Raw genomic sequence first — 17,814 nt, 5'->3', positions numbered from 1 at the left:
GTATCGTGCGCCCGGAATTTACTTCATAACCAATTGATATGATTCAATAAATTCCTATTGACCTGTATATACATTTGATGCTCTCTGAGGGGAATCAGCCAACCATCAGGGGGTTTCGCTATGATGACCAGGACAATTTTGCTCGCCAGCGCCGCAGCGGTCGCGACCTTTGCAACGCCAGCGCTCGCGCAGAGCGATGCTGCGACGCAGTCACCCGCCGCGGAGGATGCTCCGAACGGATCGGACATCGTCGTGACCGGCTCGCGCATTCGTCGCCAGGATCTCGCGGGCGTCGGCCCCGCGACCGTCGTGTCGGCCGAGCAGATCGAGAACACCGGCGTCGTCAATATCGAGACGGTGCTGCAGCGCCTTCCCGCCAACGCCGGCTTCGCAGGCAACCAGACCTCCGCCTATTGGGCGAACAATGGATATGGCACGGCGCAGGTGAACCTGCGCGGTCTCGGCATCAAGCGCACGCTTGTTCTGCTCAACGGCCGCCGCCTCGTCGCGGGCGGCACCGGCGCGAACTCCTCGCCCGATCTTAACATGATCCCGGTCGCGGCGCTCGCGCGCACCGATGTGCTCAAGGACGGCGCCTCGGCGATCTATGGCGCCGACGCGATGGCGGGCGTGGTCAACCTCGTGACCCGCACTGACTATGAAGGCCTCGGCCTCAGCGTGCGCCAAGGCATCACCGAAAAGGGCGATGGCTCGGACTTCACCGCCGACCTCCTGTGGGGCGTCCGCAACGATCGCGGCGGTTTCATGGCGGCGGTCACCTATCAGAAGACGAGCGCGGTCAATATGGCAACGCGCGCGCCTTGCTCGCTTGCCGAAACCACGCCCGGCATGCTGAGCTGCGTGAACAGCGCCTCGACGATCGGCGGCCGCGCGGTGCTGCCGAACGGCCAGCAGATCAACTTCAATCAGGTGCTGGGCGGTAACGGCAACTTCTTCGAGCCGTACAGCGCTGCCAAGCACAACTTCAACTCGAACCCGTTCCTCAACGCGGTGAGCCCGGTCGAGCGCGTGAGCACGGCGTTTTTCGCCGACTATGACATCACTGACAATATCGAGGCGTTCGGCGAATTCCTTTACACCTTCCGCAAGTCGAACCAGATCGCGACGCCCGGAACGCTGCGCAACCTCTCGATCGCGGCGAGCAATCCCACCAATCCGACGGGGCAGAATATCGTCCTCATCCAGCGCCGCCTCGCCGAGCCCGGCCCGCGCCAATTCTTCCAGGAAACCGATACCTGGCAGGGTACGTTTGGCCTCCGCGGCAAGCTCTCGAACGATTGGGGATGGGAAATCGCCGGCGCGTTCGGCCGCAACACCGCGGTCGACGGCTCCACCAACATCGCCAATCTTGAGCGAGTGGCGAATTCCCTCGATACGACCAAGTGCAGCCTCGCGGCGGGGGCTTCGATCCCCTGCGCCGACTATCTGGGTTTCGGCGACCTGACCCCCGAAGTGCTCGACTATATCCTGTTCACGTCGCGCGACCGCGGTGGCAATGAGCTCGCGACGGTGACGGCCGATATCAACGGCGATCTCTTCAAGCTGCCCGCGGGACCCGTCTCCTTCGCGGCCGGTGTCGTCTATCGTAAGGAAAAGGGTTGGCGCGATCCGGACCCGCTGACGGTGCTTGGTATCGCGAACACGAACCAGCAGGATCCGATCTCCGGAACGAGCACGGCGAAGGAAGCCTATCTCGAACTGTCGGTGCCCGTTCTGGCCGACACACCCTTCTTCCAGTCGCTTACTCTCGATGGCGCGGTTCGCTACTCGAACTACGACCTGTTCGGCAGCGACTGGAACTACAAGGGGAGCGTCGACTGGGTCATCAACGACAGCTTCCGTCTGCGCGGCACCTACGGCACCGGCTTTCGCATTCCGAACGTCCCCGAATTGTTCGGCGGCGTCTCCGAGGGCAATCTGACGACCACCGACCCCTGCTCGCGCTATTCGACCAGCGGCAATGCGACACTGATCGCCAATTGTCAGGCGTCGGGCGTGCCGGCCAATTATGTTCAGCTCGGTACAACGATCCTGACAACGGTCGGCGGCAACGAGAATCTGAAACCCGAAAGCTCGACGACCTGGACCGTCGGGACGGTGATTTCACCGAAGGGACTGGTTCCGGGACTCTCGCTCACTGCCGACTGGTTCGACATCAAGATCAAGGATGCGATCCGTGCTATTCCGGGCTCGACAAAGCTCAGCATTTGTTATGCGAGCCAGAATCTTTCGCATCCCTTCTGCGAAGATTTTACCCGCAGCCCGTTGACCGGCGAGGTTACCTTCCTCTCCGCGCAACCGATCAACACGGGCCGCGAAGAAATGAACGGCCTCGATCTGGGTCTCGTTTACAACAATGACATCGGCAGCGTGAACGTCTCGCTCGACGTCAACGTGACCTATCTCAACAAATATGTGGTCCTGCCTTTCCCCGGCGGCGCGCCGATCGACTTCGACGGCTTTATCGGCGGCGGCAATGGCGGCTATCCGAAATGGCGCGGCTATGGCGTGCTGACCGCTGAAAAGGACGGGGTCAGCGCGACCTGGTCGACCCAGTGGATCGGCAAGGCGACCGACTTCAATGCGGCGCCGGGCGACATCGGCTACAGCACGCCCAACGTCTTCTACCACAATCTCCAGGTCGCTTTCGAGATCGACGAGAAGACCCGGTTCCAGGTCGGTGTCGACAATCTTTTCGATCGCAAGGCGCCCTATATCCAGAGCTTCACCGATGCGAACACCGACACGATGACCTATGATCTGCTCGGACGGCGTTTCTACGTCGGCTTCCGCACCGCGTTCTGAGGGTAATCGATATGGCGATCCGTTGGCCGCTGCTCGTCCGGCGAACGCATAAATGGCTGGCCCTGGTGGTTGGCGTCCAGGCGCTGCTCTGGACGCTGACGGGCTTCTACATGGTTGTCGTGCACATCGACACCATCCATGGCGACCATCTTGTGCGCGCGCCGGTGACTCAGCCCTTCGACCTGTCGGCGCTAGCACCGCCGTCGCGGATCGTTGCGGCCGCGCCCGGCGCGTCCGAGGTTCGCTTGCAGCGTTTCTTCGACCAACCCGTCTGGCGCGCTGAAACTCCCGAAGGGGCGCGGCTGTTCGATGCCCGCTCGGGTGCGCCGCTGCCTATGCTTACCGAGGCCCAGGTTCGCGAGCAGGCGCGGCGCATCTACACGGGCGACGGCAAGATCGTGTCGGTGCGGCTGTTGACCGGAGCGCCACAGGAAATGCAGTCGCGCAAACCGCCCTATTGGCAGGTCGAGTTCGAAGGCTGGAATCGTCCGACGCTCTACCTGTCGCCGCAGACGGGCGAGCTGATCTCGCGGCGCCACGCGCTGTGGCGTGTCTTCGACTTCGCCTGGATGCTTCACATCATGGACTATGACGAGCGCACGGACGTCAACAATCCGCTGCTTCGCGTCGCGACCTGGAGCGCCTTTGCGATGGCCGTCTCCGGCGCATGGCTGCTCATCTGGTCCTTCCAGCGCCGCAAGAGGAAAAAGGCATGAAGAAGATCCGCCTGACGCCGCTTTTCTTCCGGCGCATCCACAAATGGGTCGGCCTGATCCTCGGGCTCCAGTTCCTGCTCTGGGCGCTCAGCGGCTCGGTGATGGCCCTTCTCGACAAGGACAAGGTCGGCGGCCACGGCGGCGGCATGTCGCACGCGCATCCGCTGCCGGCGGGGGAATATTTCGACGTTGCGGCCTTGCCGCGCGGCGAGCCCGTCACCGGCGTGATCCTCCGCGATCTCGGAACCCGGCCGGTCTATGAGGTGCGCTCCGCGAAGGGCGTCCGCCTCGTCGATGCGACGAGCGGCGAGACTATTCGCGTCGATGAAGCCATGGCGCGCGAAGTCGCGTCGATGATGAACGAGGCGCCGATCCGGGAGGTGAGCGTGATCGCCAAGCCGAACCTCGAATCGCGCGATCATGAGGGTGCCATGTGGCGCGTCGATTTCGCGGACGCGGAGAACAGCAGCGCCTATGTTTCGCTCGACACCGCGCGTTTTATTGTCATGCGCGGCGACACGTGGCGGACCTGGGACTTCTTCTGGATGCTTCACAATATGGACTATGTGAACCGGAAGAGCTTCAATCACCCGCTGATCATCTTCGTCGCCTTCGGCGCGCTGTGGCTGTCAGGGACCGGCTTCTACCTGCTCTTCAAAAGCTTCAGCAAAGCCGATTTTCGCTGGCTGCGGCGCCGCCGCAAACCCGTCGTGACCCGCCGCACGGCCTGACGTGCCCGCGGTCAGTCGCCGATCGAGAAGGCGGCCGACAGTTCGAAGCGCGAGCCCGGATGCGTCAGCCATGCGTGGCTGACGAGCCGCGAGTGGCTCCAGGTCCGGCGGGTCATCCGCAGCACCGGTTCGCCATCCGACAGGCCCAGCATGCTGTGAGTCTGCGCGTCGGGCACTTCGGCGCGGACGCGATGCTCGACCCGCTCCAGCGGTGCCGTGCGCGTCAGATATTCGTTCGGCGTCATTTGCGTGAAGTCGATCTCGCCGTAGTCGGGCGCGGCCGACGCCAGCACGAAACGCTCCTCGAGCTGAATCGGGAACTCGGCTTCGTGATGAACGATGATCGAGTGGAACAATTTCGTGCCGACCGGAACCTGAAGAAGGGCGGCCGTTTCCGCATTCGCCCGTATCTCGTCATTCTGGACAACGCGTGCGCGATAGACATGGCCACGATCGCGGATTTCCTCGGCGATATTCCGGATTTCGATCATCTGGCCGATCGGCTTCGGTTCCGCGACGAACGAACCGCTGCCAGCCCGGCGGACGAGGACACCCGCGGCCTGAAGCTCGCGAAGCGCCCGGTTCGCGGTCATCCGCGAGACATCGAATTGCTCGACGAGTTCGGCCTCGGATGGCACGCGATCGCCCGGTTTCAGTTGACCGTCGCGCACGGCATCGCAGATGCTCTGCTTGATTGCGGCATAGCGGCGGGGAGGCTGGTTCTCCTTCTCGTCGGGGCTGGGGCGCCGCGCCGGTGTGGACTGGTTTGAAGGCCGGGACCCGTTGCCCGAGGTGCGAGAGGGAAAATCCATAACCCGTCTATACAGGTTGGGCTCGGTCTTTTCCAAGCGTTCGGAAATAAAAATTGCGCGACGCCGGATAGCGGAAGGTTTGCAACGAGGCGGCTAGGCTCCGGGTAGTTTGGCGAGCTCGGCGGGCGTGATGACCGGCTCTTTCCGATCCTTCCGTTCCGAATAGCGATCGACGAGCTGGTCGGCATGGACGCGCGTGAGCACGGTGAAGCGCACCAGTTCCTCGGCGACATCGACGATGCGGTCATAATAGCTCGACGGGATCATGCGCCCTGATTCGTCGAATTCCTGATAGGCTTTGGCGACGCTCGACTGGTTGGGAATGGTGATCATCCGCATCCACCGACCGAGAATGCGAAGCGTGTTGACGCTGTTGAACGATTGCGATCCCGCCGACACCTGCATCACGGCGAGCGTGCGGCCCTGCGTTGGACGCATTCCCTTATAGGCGAGTGGAAGATGGTCGACTTGCGCCTTCATGATGCCGGTAATCTGGCCATGGCGTTCGGGGCTGCACCAGACCTGACCCTCGGACCAGATGGAATGCTGGCGCAGCTCTTCGACCGCCGGGTGATCGTCGTCTGCAATCTGATCGGGCAGCGGCAGATCGGACGGGTCGAAGATGCGCGTCTCGCAGCCGAAGAGCTGGAGCAGGCGCGCGGTCTCCTCGACGACCAGCCGCGAATATGAGCGCTCGCGCAAGCTCCCGTAGAGAAGCAGGATGCGCGGAGCGGGATCGAGCGGCCCGAGGCCGATCGCGGGTTGTGCGCGGAGATATTCGGCGCTGAGGGCCGGCAGATGGTCGGGATCAGTAAGCGTGCGCAGGCGGTTATGGGTCTGTTCTGTCATGATACTCAGACTTATGAAGGAACGGTCGCGGGGAACCAGCGGCGGCCGAGGCGGAAAGCAACGCCGACGAGGAGAATGAGGACGGGCACTTCGACGAGCGGGCCGATGACTGCTGCGAAGGCTACCGGCGAAGCGAGGCCGAAGGCGGCGATGGCGACAGCGATCGCGAGTTCGAAATTATTGCCCGCCGCGGTGAAGGCGACCGCGGTCGTGCGCGGATAGTCCGCCTCGATGAGCTTGCCCATCCAGAAGCTGATGAGGAACTGCACGACGAAATAGATGGTGAGCGGGATCGCAATCCGGATGACATCGCCGGGAATGGTGATGATCTCGCCACCCTTGAGGCTGAACATCGCGACGATCGTGAAGAGCAGCGCGACGAGCGTGATCGGCGCGATCTTCGGCAGGAAGCGCGTTTCATACCACTCGTCTCCCTTGGCGCGTGCGAGAAATCGCCGAGTGAGATATCCGGCCAGGAACGGGATCCCGAGATAGATGAGTACGGCCTCGGCGATCGTCCAGAAGCTGACGTCAATCACGCTGCCTTCGAGGCCGAACAGCGGCGGCAGCACGGTGAGAAAGAACCAGGCGTAGAGGCTGAAGAATAGGATCTGGAAGATCGAATTGAAGGCGACGAGCGCCGCGACATATTGATTGTCGCCCTTTGCGAGCTGGTTCCAGACGATCACCATCGCGATGCAGCGCGCGAGGCCGATCAGGATCAGGCCGGTCATATATTCGGGCTTGTCCGACAGGAAGGTGACCGCGAGTGCGAACATCAACACGGGACCGATGATCCAGTTCTGGATCAGCGAAATCGCGAGAACGCGCTTGTCCTCGAATACCCGCGGCAGCTCATCATAGCGCACGCGTGCGAGCGGCGGATACATCATCAAAATGAGGCCGATCGCAATTGGGACGTTCGTCGTGCCAACCGACAAGGCGTCGATCGCAGCAGGCAGCCCCTTGAAGACCGACCCCAGCAACACGCCGAGCCCCATGGCGAGGAATATCCAGAGCGTCAGATAGCGGTCGAGGAACGACAGGCGTTCGCGCTTTGCTGCGGCAGTCACGTCGATCTCCTAGGCTTGGATATGATTGCCGGCGGCATCGACGACCTGCTCGCCGTCTTCCTTGGCGAAGGCACCGAGCTGGCGGGCCGGAAGGATGTCGAGCACTACCTCGGAGGGGCGGCAGAGTTTCACGCCGAGCGGTGATACAACGAGCGGGCGGTTGATGAGGATCGGATGCGCCACCATCGCATCGACGAGCGCGGCGTCGCCAAGGCTTTCGTCGCCGAGCCCCAATTCGGCGTAGGGCGTTCCCTTCTCGCGAAGCAGGTCGCGCGGGCTGATGCCGGCGCGTTCGATCAGCTGCTCGAGTAGCGCGCGCGACGGCGGCGTCTTCAGATATTCGACGACATGCGGCTCGATCCCCGCATTGCGGATGAGCGCGAGCGTGTTGTGCGAGGTGCCGCATTCGGGGTTATGGTAGATGACGATGTCGGCGGTCATGCGTCCGCCTCCTGCCCGCCGGTGGCGCCTTCGGTGCGGCCGATTTCTTTCAGTTTCCGCACCATCGCCATCTCGTCGATGCTCTCGTGCGGCAGCGCGAGGAAGAGCGAAATGCGGTTCGATAGATAATGGAGCGCTTGTTCGAACGCTTCACGCTGGCCGGAGCCTTCCACCGCGGCGGGATCCTCGATCCCCCAATGCGCATTCATCGGCTTGCCCGGCCAGATCGGGCAGGTCTCGCTGGCGGCATTGTCGCAGACGGTGAAGATGAAATCGAAGACCGGGGCACCGGGGGCGGAAAACTCGTCCCAGCTCTTCGAGCGAAGGCCCTCGGTCTCGAAGCCGAGTTCGCCGAGAAGCGCGCGCACCTGCGGATGGACCTCACCCTTGGGGACGCTGCCGGCGCTAAAGGCGCGAAAGCGTCCCGCGCCATCGCGGTTCAGCAACGCCTCGGCGAGGATCGAGCGCGCGCTGTTGCCGGTGCACAGGAACAGCACGTCATAAATCTTGTCAGTCATGAAAATCTCCGTCGCCGCGGGTCGCGTCGATCAGCAGCAGGAAAGTTCGGCGAGAAGTGGTTCGCAAAGTTCGGCGCGGCCCTGGCAACAGTCCTTCGCAAGGAAGAGCATCAGACCGCGCAACGTGTCGATGTCGGCTCGCTGTATTTGCTGCCGCCCAAGCTTCTCGGACTTTACGAGACCGGCTTTGGCGAGCACGGCGAGATGCGTCGAGAAGGTGCTCTGCGTGAGACCCGATGCGTCAACAAGCTCCCCGGTCGACAGGCCTTCCGGCTCATGCCGGACGAGCAAACGGAAGGCCTCGAGACGCGTCGGATGAGCGAGGGCGGCGAGAGCGGGAAGCGCGGTGTCAACGTTCATGCATCGGAATTATCCGATGTGTTTCATTCTGTCAAATCACATCGGGAAAACCCGATTAGACGGGCGACTTTTTAGTCTCGGCGCAAGCATCGCGAAGAATTTCGATCCCGCCCTTGATCGCGATCAGCGCGGTCGCAAATCCAACAAGAAGGTCTGGCCAATTCGTGCCGAGCCACCAGACAAGGACACCCGCGATCAGGATGCCGCCGTTCGAGATGAAGTCGTTGTAGCTGAAGGTTGTCGCGGCTCTGAGGTTGACGTCCGGATCCTGAATGCGTTGCAAGAGCTTCAGGCAAGCATAGTTCACCACCGCAGCGACCGCCGACATGATCATCATCGTCGGACCGATCGGTTCGCTGCCTTCGAAATAGCGGCGTCCCACATCGAAGAGGACGCCGGCCGCGAAGACCAGCAGCATGACGCCCGATGCCGTAGCAGCACGGGCTTTCCATTTTAGGCCGTGGCTGAGCGCAACGAGGCTCAAGGCATAGACCGCGGCGTCGGACAGATTGTCGAGCCCATTGGCGATGAGCGCGCTCGAATCGCCGAGCCCACCCGTCACGAGGAAGGCGATCGCGATAGCCGCGTTCAGGACGAGAACGATCTGGAGCGTTCGCTTTTCGCGTTCGCTCCCGGATGCTTTTTCATTCATTGCAAGCTCCTCAATCCTCACCATCCCTAAAAGGAGGCGGAACCCGCTTGGGTTCCGCCTCAGTCAGCACTCCCGGTTGCCGCCGACAGGGGGGAATGGCGGCTGACCGGGAGGGGCTCAGCCTGCGGGACTGGGCGCGCCTCTCGGACGCGCCAACTCTTCCTCTTCGGCCTTCGCAGTCCGTCGATGGACCAGAAGGTAGAGCGCAGGCAGCACCAGGAGCGTCAGGATCGTCGACGAGATGATCCCGCCGATGACGACAGTCGCCAGCGGCCGCTGCACCTCGGACCCAGCCCCGACATTGAGCGCCATCGGTACGAACCCGAGCGACGCCACCAGCGCGGTCATCATCACCGGTCTGAGGCGGGTCAGAGCGCCTTCGCGGATCGCCTCGACGAGCGCTTTTCCGCGTTCGCGCAGATCCTTGATGAACGACAGCATCACAACGCCGTTGAGCACCGCGACCCCCGAGAGCGCGATGAACCCGACGCCGGCCGAGATCGAGAGCGGAATGTCGCGCAGCGCCAGCGCCGCAACCCCTCCCGTCAGCGCCAGAGGCACGCCCGAGAAGACGATCGCCGCATCGCGCACCGTACCGAACAGCATGAACAGCAGCCCGAAGATCAGCAGCAGCACGAGCGGCACGACGATCTGAAGCCGTTCGGTCGCGGACTGAAGCTGCTCGAACGTCCCGCCATATTCGATGTAATAGCCATCGGGCAGCACGACCTCAGCTTCGACCTTTTCCGTGAGCTCGTCGATGAACGAGCCCAGATCGCGCCCACGAACATTCGCCGTGATCACCGCGCGGCGCTTGCCATTTTCGCGGCTGATCTGGTTCGGCCCCGCCGCGAGCGATATCTCCGCCAGCTCCGAAAGCGGCACGAAGCCGCCGGCCGGAAGTGCGACGGGGAGATTGCCGAGCGACGCGAGATCGGTGCGAATGGCCTCGGGAAGCCGGACGATGACGTCGAAGCGGCGGTCGCCCTCGAAAAGCTCGCCCGCCTGACGGCCGCCGGTTGCGGTCGAAACCGCATCCTGCACCGTTTCCATGCTGACGCCGTAGCGCGCGAGCTTGTCGCGGTCGGGCGTGACCGAGAGCATCGGCAGGCCGGTGACCTGTTCGAGCTTCACGTCCTGCGCGCCCGCAATTCCGCTCGCGACTTCCTCGATCGCCTGCCCCGATTCGAGCAACTGATCGAGATCGTCGCCGAACAGCTTGATCGCCACGTCGGCGCGAACGCCGGCGATCAGCTCGTTCATGCGCATCTTCACCGGCTGGGTGAACTCATAATTGTTCCCCGGCACCTCGTTCACCGCCTTGTTGAGTTCGGCGACGAGCTGGTCGCGCGTCTTTCTCGGATTGGGCCATTCCTTCCGATCCTTGAGCATGATGAAGTTATCGGCGACCGACGGCGGCATCGGATCGGTCGCGACTTCGGGCGTGCCGATCTTCGCGAACACCCGCTCGACTTCGGGGAATTGCCTGATCCTCTTCTCCAGCGCCTCCTGCATGGCAATCGACTGGGTCAGGCTCGTTCCCGGAATGCGCATCGCGTGCATCGCGATGTCGCCTTCGTCGAGGTCCGGGATGAACTCGGACCCGAGACTGGTCGCCGCCACGCCGCTCAGCGCAACGAGCAGCAGGGCGCCCGAGAGCGCAGCCTTCGGCCAATTGAGGACGCGGTCGAGCATCGGGCGATAGCCCTTGCCGAGACCGCGCATCAGCCAATTTTCCTTCTCCTCGACCTTGCCGGTCACGAACAGCGCCACCGCGGCCGGAACCAGCGTGAGCGACAGCAGAAGTGCGGCCGTAAGCGCGAGGACGACGGTGATCGCCATCGGATGGAAGGTTTTGCCCTCGACGCCCTCAAGCGCGAAGATCGGCAGATAGACCGCGGTGATGATGATGATGCCGAAGATGCTCGGCTTGATCACCTCAGCACTCGCCGAAGCGACGAGACCGAAGCGTTCGTCGCGATCGAGCAGGCGTCCGAGCCTGTGCTGTGCCTCGCCGAGCCGGCGGAGGCAGTTCTCGACGATGATGACGGCCCCGTCGACAATGAGGCCGAAGTCGAGCGCCCCGAGGCTCATGAGGTTCGCCGATGTCCGCGTCTGGAGCATGCCCGTCAGCGTCATCAGCATCGCGACCGGAATGACCGCCGCCGTGATCAGCGCCGCCCGGAAATTGCCGAGCAGGAGGAACAGGATCACGATGACGAGGAGCGCGCCTTCGGCCAAGTTCTTCTGCACCGTCGAGATCGTCCGCTCGACGAGCGCGGTGCGATCGTAGAGCGGCTTGGCAACGACGCCCTTCGGCAACGCACGAGAGGCTTCGACGAGACGTTCGGCCGAGGCCTGCGCCACCACGCGCGGATTCTCGCCGATCAGCATCGAGACCGTGGCAAGGACGACTTCCTTGCCATTTTCCGTCGCGGCGCCTGTGCGGAGCCCCGAACCGATCGCGACATCGGCGACGTCGGCGATCCGGATCGGAACCCCGCCGCGAGTGGTGACGATGATCTGCGACAGGTCGCGCTCATTGTTGGCCTGACCCGGAACGCGGATCAGAATCTGCTCGCCGCTGCGCTCGACATAGCCGGCGCCGCGGTTGGCATTATTGGCCTCGAGAGCGGTGACGACATCGTTGAGCGAGAGATTGAGCGAGGCGAGCGAGGCCGGGTTCGGGGTCACATGATATTGGCGGGCATAGCCGCCGATCGTGTTGATCTCGGCGACCCCCGGAATCGTGCGCATCTGCGGCCGGATGACCCAGTCGGACATCGTCCGGAGGTCTTCCGCCGTATAGGGCGTGCCGTCGGGTTTTCGCGCGCCCGGTTCGGCCTCAATCGAGAACATGAAGATCTCGCCGAGGCCCGTCGAGATCGGCCCCATTTCGGGCTCCATCCCGGGCGGAAGCTGGCCGCGCGCGGCTTGGAGCCGCTCGTTGACCTGCTGGCGCGCAAAATAGATGTCGGTCCCGTCCTCGAAGACGACGGTGACCTGGCTGAGGCCATAACGCGAGATCGATCTGGTATAATTGAGGTTCGGGATGCCCGCGATTGCGGTCTCGATCGGATAGGTGATGCGCTGCTCGGATTCGAGCGGCGAATAGCCTTCCGCCTTGGTGTTGATCTGGACCTGGACGTTGGTGATGTCGGGAACGGCGTCGATGGGCAATTTGGTCGCGCTCCACGCGCCGATCGCGCAGAGGAGCGCGACGACTGCGAGGACGAGCCATCGTTGCCGGATCGAAAAGCCTATGGTTCTGGCTAGCATGTTATCCTGCTCCCCGATCAATGGTCGTGGCCCGCGCCGGACTTTTCGATGTCGGCGCGAACGAGGAAACTGCCCTTGGTGACATAGGCGGTGCCGGGCTTGATGCCCGACAGGACCTCGGTCCATTCGGGCGACGAACGGCCGAGCTTCAGCATCCGGACCTCATAGTCCTGCCCGAAATTGGCATAGACCACCTTGAAGTCGCGGAAAGGCTGGATCGCCTCGGTGCGCACGGCGAGCGGCACGGTGACGGGGTTGACCATCACGCGGCCGCGCAAGGCCATGCCCGGGCGGAGCGTTCCCGAGCGGTTCGGGATGGTCGCGCGGATAAGCGCAGTGCCCGCCTCGACATTGCCGTCGGGCAGGAACTGCCCGAGCGGCGCGGTCGCGATTTCGGCGCCGTCCTGCGTCTCCACCGTCACCCGCATGCCCGGACGGATAATCGCGAGGTCGCGGGGGAAGATGTTGAAGACGACCGTGGTCTGCGCCGGGTCGGTGACCACATAGAGTGCGCGCCCGTCGGTCACGTCGCCGGGGTTGGCGTTGCGCTCGGCGATCACGCCGCCGACCGTCGCATAGACCGGATAGACCTGGAGGCTCTCGCTGGACTCGATGCGCGCGAGAAGCTCTCCGCGGCGGACGCTGTCGCCCACCGCCTTGGTCACCGAGACGACGCGGCCGGGGAATTGGCCGCGAATTTCGGAGCGGGCGGTCGGAGACAATTGGACGGTGCCGTAGAGTTCGCGCATCTCGCCCACCGTCGCCGGTCCGACGACCGCGGTTTCAAAGCCTCCGGTCTTGGCGGCGTCGGCCGCGATCCGCGTGCGTCCTTCGGGGTTCGCATATTTCCAGACGTGCCGCTTGCCGCCCGTCACCGCGACGACCTCGACGTCGAAGCTGTGCGGTTCGGTGACGACACCTTGCCCTGCGAGGAATTTGCCCTGCGGGCGGAAGGTGAAGCGATCGACGTCGCCGCCAAGCCGCGTGAGGGTGATGGCGAGCTGGACATCCTTGGGGTCGACCGGCTTGCCGTCCCGCGTCGCGAAAACGCGGAATTGCGGCTCGGTGCCATTCTCGAAGATCATGACCTCGACCGCGAAATCGCCATTCTTGAGCAATTTGCCACCGTTCGGGCCTTTTGCATCTTCCTCGCCTTCGCCCTCGGCGTGGTTTTCGCCTTCTTCATGCTTGTCTTCGCCCTCGGCTCCGCCGCCGCAGGCAGCGAGGGGCACGGCAAGGAACAGCGCCGCAGCCGCGGCAGGAAATGGAAACTTCTTCATGGAATATTCTCCGCAAGGGGGGCCGCATCGAAGCGGCCGGTCAGGCGATCGATCTCCGCGAGCAAATCGCGGTAGCGCGTCATGGCCTCGGCCCACTGACCCTGGATCTGGATGATGACGTCGGCGGCATCCTGTACGTCGGCGAACAGGAACCCGCCGCGGGCATAGCCTTCGCGCACCTGGCCGAGCGTCTTCACCGCCTTCGGATAGACGTCGTTCATGATGCCCTCGGCCCGGACGCGTGCGGCGTCGGCGTCGGCGCGCAGCGACGCGAGGCGCCGCAGCCGCTCGAGCCGGCTCGCTTCGGATTGGAACTCGAGCTGCCGCCGTTCGGCCTGCGCCCGGGCGATATTACCCTGGTTGCGGTCGAACCGTCCGAGCGGGATCGAGATGCCGCCAAGAACGGCGACATCATTCGTCTCGCGAAGATAGCGCGTGCCGCCCGAGACCGTATAGTCTTGGTGCGCACGGCTCTGCTCGACGACGACCTGCGCGCGGGCCCGGTCGACGGCGGCGTCGAAGACCGCCGCGTCGGCTTCGGCGAGCGGCGGATCGCGCGGGTCGGGTTTCTCGATCCCTTCGGCGATAACGAGGCTGTCAGGAGCGCCGCCCCAGAAGGAGGCGAGCAATGCGCGTGCGGATTGCCGCTTCGCCTGGGCTTCCTTGAGCGCCAGTTCGGCTTCGAGAATGCGGGCATCGGCGCGCGTCTCGACGAAGAGCGGATCCTTGTAGCCGCGCACGCGCCGGATCGCTTCGGTCCGCATCTCCTTTTCGAGTTTGACGCGATCCTCTGCGATCCAGACCATCTGCTCGGCGATCTGGACGTCGATATAGGCGCGCTGCACTTCCTGGGCGATGTCGAGCCGGACGAGCCGCCACTGCGCCTCGGCGAGAACGACACCGCGCTCGGCAAGCGCCATCCGCGCCTCGCGCTTGCCGCCGCGTTCGAGCGGCTGCGAATAGGTGACGGTGAGTTCCGATTGCCGGAACAGGCCATAGCCGCCCGTCCCGACGCCATTGTCCATGTCGACCGACACGGTCGGATTGGGACGGACGCGGGCTTGCAGCTGGTCGGCGCGCGCTGCGTCGACCCCCGCTTCGCCCGCTCTAAGCTCGGGCGATGCAGCGATGGCCCGCTCGACCACCTGGTCGAGCGTTAGCGGCTGGGCCCAAACGGACCCCGCCAGCAGCGCAGCCCCGGCCAACAGGGCGGCGCGCATATGGATATGCATGAATGATCACTCCTGAACGGTTCGACTGAGCGCAGGCCGAAAAGGGGCCGCGCGGCAGGCGTCGTTCAGGCGAGGGGAGGGTTCAGGGGAGGTGCGAGCGCGCGCGAAGCGAGGCGCGTCGCGGGCAGCGCAAAGTGCAGGCCGCCGGAAAAACAGGACAGATCGTCATGACCCGAAAGGGCCTGATCGGATGCGACCGGGCAATTATGGTGACTGCCGTGGAGGTCGGCGTCCTGCTGACCTTTTTGCGTGTCCTTGTCCGACGCATGGCCCGGCTCGACATGGTGCGAAAGATGCGAATCCGTCGCATGGTGCGTCATGCCCGCCATCGCCGGCGCAGCATTGTGGAGCCCGCTGAGCAGCAGGATGAACACAAGCAACAGGCGAAGGGGAGCGCCGGACATGGTCGCGCCCCTAACAGCGAATGACCTGTTCCGGAAGTCCAAAACCGGATCAATCGGTTCGCGCAGCGCCGCTCTCCCTCGATCGGGCCGTTTCGATCAGCGCTTCCAGGGCGTTCGGCATTGGCATCGGCTCGAAGGCGCTCACCCGCGCGCGGCCATTGTTGCCTGCGGGGAGGCGGCCGGTCAGCGAACCGAGCGGGACGAGCAGGAACCGCATCGCCTGACCGGCAGCTTCACGGGCATCGCCGAGCTCGATCGCATAGCGAAACATGTGCCAGTGGGAGGCGAGATGCGCGCCCATATAGGGCTGGCTCAATATATGTTCCCATTCCAGCGCCTGCCACGCAGCGGCTTCATCGCCGATTCGGCGTGATTCGCAAAACAGGCGATATTGATCGCGCAGCAGCGGCTCGATGACGGCCATGCTCACGGGATTTACTGTCGGCGGCACCATGTTCTTCCCTTTTTTTGTCCAGGGCAGGCTTTTGCACCCTGTAGTAGATACAGGGTCAAGCCCTGATGTTCCGGCAGGACGCTGTGCCGCTCGGCTTCCGATTTACGCCCTCGTCTCACGGGAAGCATATCGCTCGAACGTCGTCACGAACAAAGGAGGCGGGAGCCAATAGCGAAGCGATAGAAATAACAGCAAAAGACAATCGTAGAATTATTGTGCTTAGCGCGCGATTGTTCGGCGGATATCCTGTTTCTTTAGACGCTTCTGCAACTATAGAGGGGCAAGATGCACTGCTCCCTTACCTCCATGAGATAACATTACGGAGTCGGTTCGGGGGTTCGAAGAGTGCCGCCGAAGTTGATTGAAAATCTTCTACTTTTCACCGCGCCGTTTCGATGCTAGGGGCCGGTTTCAATGCGACGGGTGATCCTCTTCCTCCTGACCCTTCTCCTTGCATCCGGAACGGTTGCGGGGTCGCTCGCACATGCGACCGAGGATCGGGCCGAAGCGAGCCTTTTTGTCGCGGCGATCGAAGCCGGCTGCGTTTCCGCACCGGCGACCGAAAGCGCCGAATTCGACAAGAAAAAATCCTCTCCCGGCGAAAAGCAGCAGGTGCCTGCCGCCGCTCATGGTTGCCATGGTCACCATTCGGGCGTCCCGGCGGAAACGCTGTCGGCAGCGACCGAAACCCCTGCCCCTGAGGCGCATACGCGCATCTTGACGGCCGCCTTGCCGCCCGTCGCCTATATCGGGACGTTCCGCCCTCCAATCGCCTGACGCTCTAGGTCTGCGCGCGCCCTTCGCGTGCGCTTCTCCCTGGAAACGTCAGGAGTCTCTTTTTCATGAAATCCATAGTTGTCGCCGCGAGTCTCGTGGCGCTCGTTGCAAGCGCAAATTCCGCGCCCGCCGCTGCCCAGTCGGCAGCGACGGAGCTGGTGGGACCGCCTTCTTCCGCAGGCGAGGCCGTGCGTACCGGCCCGCTTCCCGCTCGATTGTCCCTCGCGCAGGCGATGGAGGAAGCCGACGCGCGCTCGCCGCGCGTGGTTGCCGCCGAAGCCGAAGTGGAGGCCGCGCGCGGTCGCCAGCGTCAGGCGGGCTATCGCTACAATCCGACGCTCAATGTCGATGTCGAGAATTTCGCAGGCACCGGCCCCTATTCGGGCCTCAACGGTCTCGAAACGACCGTCTCGGTAAACCAGCGTGTCGATATCGGGGGCCGGCGCCGGGCGCGCATGACGCTCGCCGACGCCGAGTTTCTGGCCGCGAAGTACAGGTTGGAGATTGCACGCGCAGATCTTGCGCTCGATGTCCGCAACCAGTTCGCGACCGCTCTCGCGGCGCGCGATAGCCTCGCGCTCGCACGCGAAAATGAAGCGCGGGCCCGTGAACTCGTCCGCGTGGCACAGGCCATGGTCGATACCGGCAACGAGCCGCCGCTCCGCGCGTTCCGCGCCAATGCGGCTCTCGTTCAGGCCACCGCCGAGCTACGCACGGCCGAGGCCGAAGAAAGAACCGCCCGGCGTTCGCTCGCGGCGCTCCTCGGAAGCTCGGTCCCGCCTGCCGAGTTGATGGAAGGCGATATGTGGGTGGCACCGGAGACGGTGGACTCGCTCGCGACGCTCGACGTTCGCTTGGCCGAAACCGAGAAGCTGATTGCCGAAGCGCGGCTCCAGGGACAGCGCGCCGATGGGCGGCTCGATCCGTCGGTCGGCTTCGGGGTGCGTCAGCTTCGCGACACCGGCGATCGCGCATTGATCGCCAACGTCTCCGTGCCGCTCCCCGTCTTCGATCGCAACCGCGGCAACATCTCGGCAGCCAAGTCCGATGTCGCCGCCGCCATTGCGCGGCGCGAGAATGCGGTGGTCAATGCTCAGGCGGAGATCGCCAATGCGCAGGCCGAACTCGAAGCCGCAGAGGCCCGCCTCGCGGCGCTTGAGGGCAGCGGCATCGAGCAGGCGCGCGAGGGCGTCCGGCTCGCCGAACTCAGCTACCGCGCCGGCAAGTCCTCGCTCGTCGAATATATCGACGCGCAGCAGGCCTATGCGGCAACGCAGGCCGAGCTGATCGCGGCGCGCCAGGCCCGGGCCGAAGCCCGCGCCATCCTCTCGCGTCAGGCCGCCGCCGACGGCGATGCGGATCATCAGCCATGAGCGCGCCGAGCCTTCCAGTGGACGGGGGCATCTTCGC

Annotated in this window: 17 protein-coding genes; 5 read left to right on the top strand and 12 right to left on the bottom strand. The window is 63.9% G+C overall.

From position 1 onward, the window contains the following. The first annotated feature begins 120 nt into the window (after positions 1-120). Genes A3E77_RS07875 through A3E77_RS07865 form a run of 3 tightly spaced genes read left to right on the top strand, consistent with a single transcriptional unit; the run spans position 121 to position 4,273 of the window. Complete coding sequence (locus tag A3E77_RS07875) at positions 121-2,826, top strand: TonB-dependent receptor domain-containing protein (protein WP_293701572.1); 2,706 nt, start codon at positions 121-123, stop codon at positions 2,824-2,826. Between the two features lie 11 nt (positions 2,827-2,837). Then, on the top strand, positions 2,838-3,542 hold the full coding sequence (locus A3E77_RS07870; RefSeq protein WP_293644779.1) for a PepSY domain-containing protein: 705 nt from the start codon (positions 2,838-2,840) through the stop codon (positions 3,540-3,542). Next, on the top strand, positions 3,539-4,273 hold the full coding sequence (locus tag A3E77_RS07865; RefSeq protein WP_293644777.1) for a PepSY domain-containing protein: 735 nt from the start codon (positions 3,539-3,541) through the stop codon (positions 4,271-4,273). The genes A3E77_RS07870 and A3E77_RS07865 overlap by 4 nt, the downstream gene beginning before the upstream one ends. An 11-nt stretch (positions 4,274-4,284) precedes the next feature. On the opposite strand, the gene hutC is transcribed toward A3E77_RS07865, so the two are convergent. The 12 genes from hutC to A3E77_RS07805 all read right to left on the bottom strand — a co-directional run bounded on the left by hutC (position 4,285) and on the right by A3E77_RS07805 (position 15,597). Further along, positions 4,285-5,121, bottom strand: a complete 837-nt coding sequence (hutC, locus tag A3E77_RS07860) for a histidine utilization repressor (RefSeq protein WP_293644775.1) — start codon at positions 5,119-5,121, stop codon at positions 4,285-4,287. Positions 5,122-5,178: 57 nt separating this feature from the next. Continuing rightward, the gene (gene arsH / locus A3E77_RS07855; protein WP_293644773.1) at positions 5,179-5,934 is read right to left on the bottom strand and encodes an arsenical resistance protein ArsH; all 756 of its coding nucleotides are present in this window, start codon (positions 5,932-5,934) and stop codon (positions 5,179-5,181) included. A gap of 11 nt (positions 5,935-5,945) precedes the next feature. Continuing rightward, the gene (gene arsB / locus A3E77_RS07850) at positions 5,946-7,007 is read right to left on the bottom strand and encodes an ACR3 family arsenite efflux transporter (RefSeq protein WP_293644771.1); all 1,062 of its coding nucleotides are present in this window, start codon (positions 7,005-7,007) and stop codon (positions 5,946-5,948) included. A gap of 9 nt (positions 7,008-7,016) precedes the next feature. Continuing rightward, positions 7,017-7,448, bottom strand: a complete 432-nt coding sequence (gene arsC / locus A3E77_RS07845) for an arsenate reductase (glutaredoxin) (RefSeq protein ID WP_293644769.1) — start codon at positions 7,446-7,448, stop codon at positions 7,017-7,019. Next, a complete protein-coding gene (locus A3E77_RS07840; RefSeq protein ID WP_293644767.1) occupies positions 7,445-7,966 on the bottom strand; it encodes an arsenate reductase ArsC in 522 nt (173 codons plus the stop codon). The genes arsC and A3E77_RS07840 overlap by 4 nt, the downstream gene beginning before the upstream one ends. Before the next feature lie 30 nt (positions 7,967-7,996). Then, positions 7,997-8,326 (bottom strand): ArsR/SmtB family transcription factor, encoded by a 330-nt coding sequence (locus A3E77_RS07835; RefSeq protein ID WP_293644765.1) that lies wholly within the window; start codon positions 8,324-8,326, stop codon positions 7,997-7,999. A 55-nt stretch (positions 8,327-8,381) separates the two neighbouring features. Further along, the gene (locus A3E77_RS07830) at positions 8,382-8,978 is read right to left on the bottom strand and encodes a cation transporter (protein WP_293644763.1); all 597 of its coding nucleotides are present in this window, start codon (positions 8,976-8,978) and stop codon (positions 8,382-8,384) included. Between the two features lie 117 nt (positions 8,979-9,095). Next, on the bottom strand, positions 9,096-12,257 hold the full coding sequence (locus tag A3E77_RS07825) for an efflux RND transporter permease subunit (protein WP_293644761.1): 3,162 nt from the start codon (positions 12,255-12,257) through the stop codon (positions 9,096-9,098). Between the two features lie 17 nt (positions 12,258-12,274). Continuing rightward, positions 12,275-13,537 (bottom strand): efflux RND transporter periplasmic adaptor subunit, encoded by a 1,263-nt coding sequence (locus A3E77_RS07820; protein WP_293644759.1) that lies wholly within the window; start codon positions 13,535-13,537, stop codon positions 12,275-12,277. Beyond that, positions 13,534-14,769 (bottom strand): TolC family protein, encoded by a 1,236-nt coding sequence (locus A3E77_RS07815; protein WP_293644757.1) that lies wholly within the window; start codon positions 14,767-14,769, stop codon positions 13,534-13,536. Before A3E77_RS07815 ends, A3E77_RS07820 begins: the two co-directional genes overlap by 4 nt. A gap of 65 nt (positions 14,770-14,834) precedes the next feature. After that, the gene (locus A3E77_RS07810) at positions 14,835-15,173 is read right to left on the bottom strand and encodes a hypothetical protein (protein WP_058802268.1); all 339 of its coding nucleotides are present in this window, start codon (positions 15,171-15,173) and stop codon (positions 14,835-14,837) included. Between the two features lie 49 nt (positions 15,174-15,222). Continuing rightward, positions 15,223-15,597: a DUF3703 domain-containing protein gene (locus tag A3E77_RS07805; protein WP_137865636.1), complete on the bottom strand. Its 375-nt coding sequence runs from the start codon at positions 15,595-15,597 to the stop codon at positions 15,223-15,225. A gap of 453 nt (positions 15,598-16,050) precedes the next feature. Here A3E77_RS07805 and A3E77_RS07800 point away from each other — a divergent pair, with 453 nt between their 5' ends. Both A3E77_RS07800 and A3E77_RS07795 read left to right on the top strand, forming a co-directional pair. Then, positions 16,051-16,404, top strand: a complete 354-nt coding sequence (locus A3E77_RS07800; RefSeq protein WP_293644755.1) for a hypothetical protein — start codon at positions 16,051-16,053, stop codon at positions 16,402-16,404. Between the two features lie 65 nt (positions 16,405-16,469). After that, a complete protein-coding gene (locus A3E77_RS07795) occupies positions 16,470-17,777 on the top strand; it encodes a TolC family protein (RefSeq protein ID WP_293644753.1) in 1,308 nt (435 codons plus the stop codon). Positions 17,778-17,814 lie beyond the last annotated feature (37 nt).

The sequence above is a fragment of the Sphingopyxis sp. RIFCSPHIGHO2_12_FULL_65_19 genome, from assembly GCF_001830555.1.
Taxonomy (GTDB): domain Bacteria; phylum Pseudomonadota; class Alphaproteobacteria; order Sphingomonadales; family Sphingomonadaceae; genus Sphingopyxis.
Note: the sequence above shows the minus strand (reverse complement) of the source record. Positions and strands in the feature narration are given on the sequence as shown.

Coding starts and splice junctions, on each gene's coding strand:
- A3E77_RS07875 (WP_293701572.1), top strand. CDS start 121: ATGATGACCAGGACAATTTTGCTCGCCAGCGCCGCAGCGGTCGCGACC.
- A3E77_RS07870 (WP_293644779.1), top strand. CDS start 2,838: ATGGCGATCCGTTGGCCGCTGCTCGTCCGGCGAACGCATAAATGGCTG.
- A3E77_RS07865 (WP_293644777.1), top strand. CDS start 3,539: ATGAAGAAGATCCGCCTGACGCCGCTTTTCTTCCGGCGCATCCACAAA.
- arsH (WP_293644773.1), bottom strand. CDS start 5,934: ATGACAGAACAGACCCATAACCGCCTGCGCACGCTTACTGATCCCGAC.
- arsC (WP_293644769.1), bottom strand. CDS start 7,448: ATGACCGCCGACATCGTCATCTACCATAACCCCGAATGCGGCACCTCG.
- A3E77_RS07840 (WP_293644767.1), bottom strand. CDS start 7,966: ATGACTGACAAGATTTATGACGTGCTGTTCCTGTGCACCGGCAACAGC.
- A3E77_RS07835 (WP_293644765.1), bottom strand. CDS start 8,326: ATGAACGTTGACACCGCGCTTCCCGCTCTCGCCGCCCTCGCTCATCCG.
- A3E77_RS07830 (WP_293644763.1), bottom strand. CDS start 8,978: ATGAATGAAAAAGCATCCGGGAGCGAACGCGAAAAGCGAACGCTCCAG.
- A3E77_RS07825 (WP_293644761.1), bottom strand. CDS start 12,257: ATGCTAGCCAGAACCATAGGCTTTTCGATCCGGCAACGATGGCTCGTC.
- A3E77_RS07820 (WP_293644759.1), bottom strand. CDS start 13,537: ATGAAGAAGTTTCCATTTCCTGCCGCGGCTGCGGCGCTGTTCCTTGCC.
- A3E77_RS07815 (WP_293644757.1), bottom strand. CDS start 14,769: ATGCATATCCATATGCGCGCCGCCCTGTTGGCCGGGGCTGCGCTGCTG.
- A3E77_RS07810 (WP_058802268.1), bottom strand. CDS start 15,173: ATGTCCGGCGCTCCCCTTCGCCTGTTGCTTGTGTTCATCCTGCTGCTC.
- A3E77_RS07805 (WP_137865636.1), bottom strand. CDS start 15,597: ATGGCCGTCATCGAGCCGCTGCTGCGCGATCAATATCGCCTGTTTTGC.
- A3E77_RS07795 (WP_293644753.1), top strand. CDS start 16,470: ATGAAATCCATAGTTGTCGCCGCGAGTCTCGTGGCGCTCGTTGCAAGC.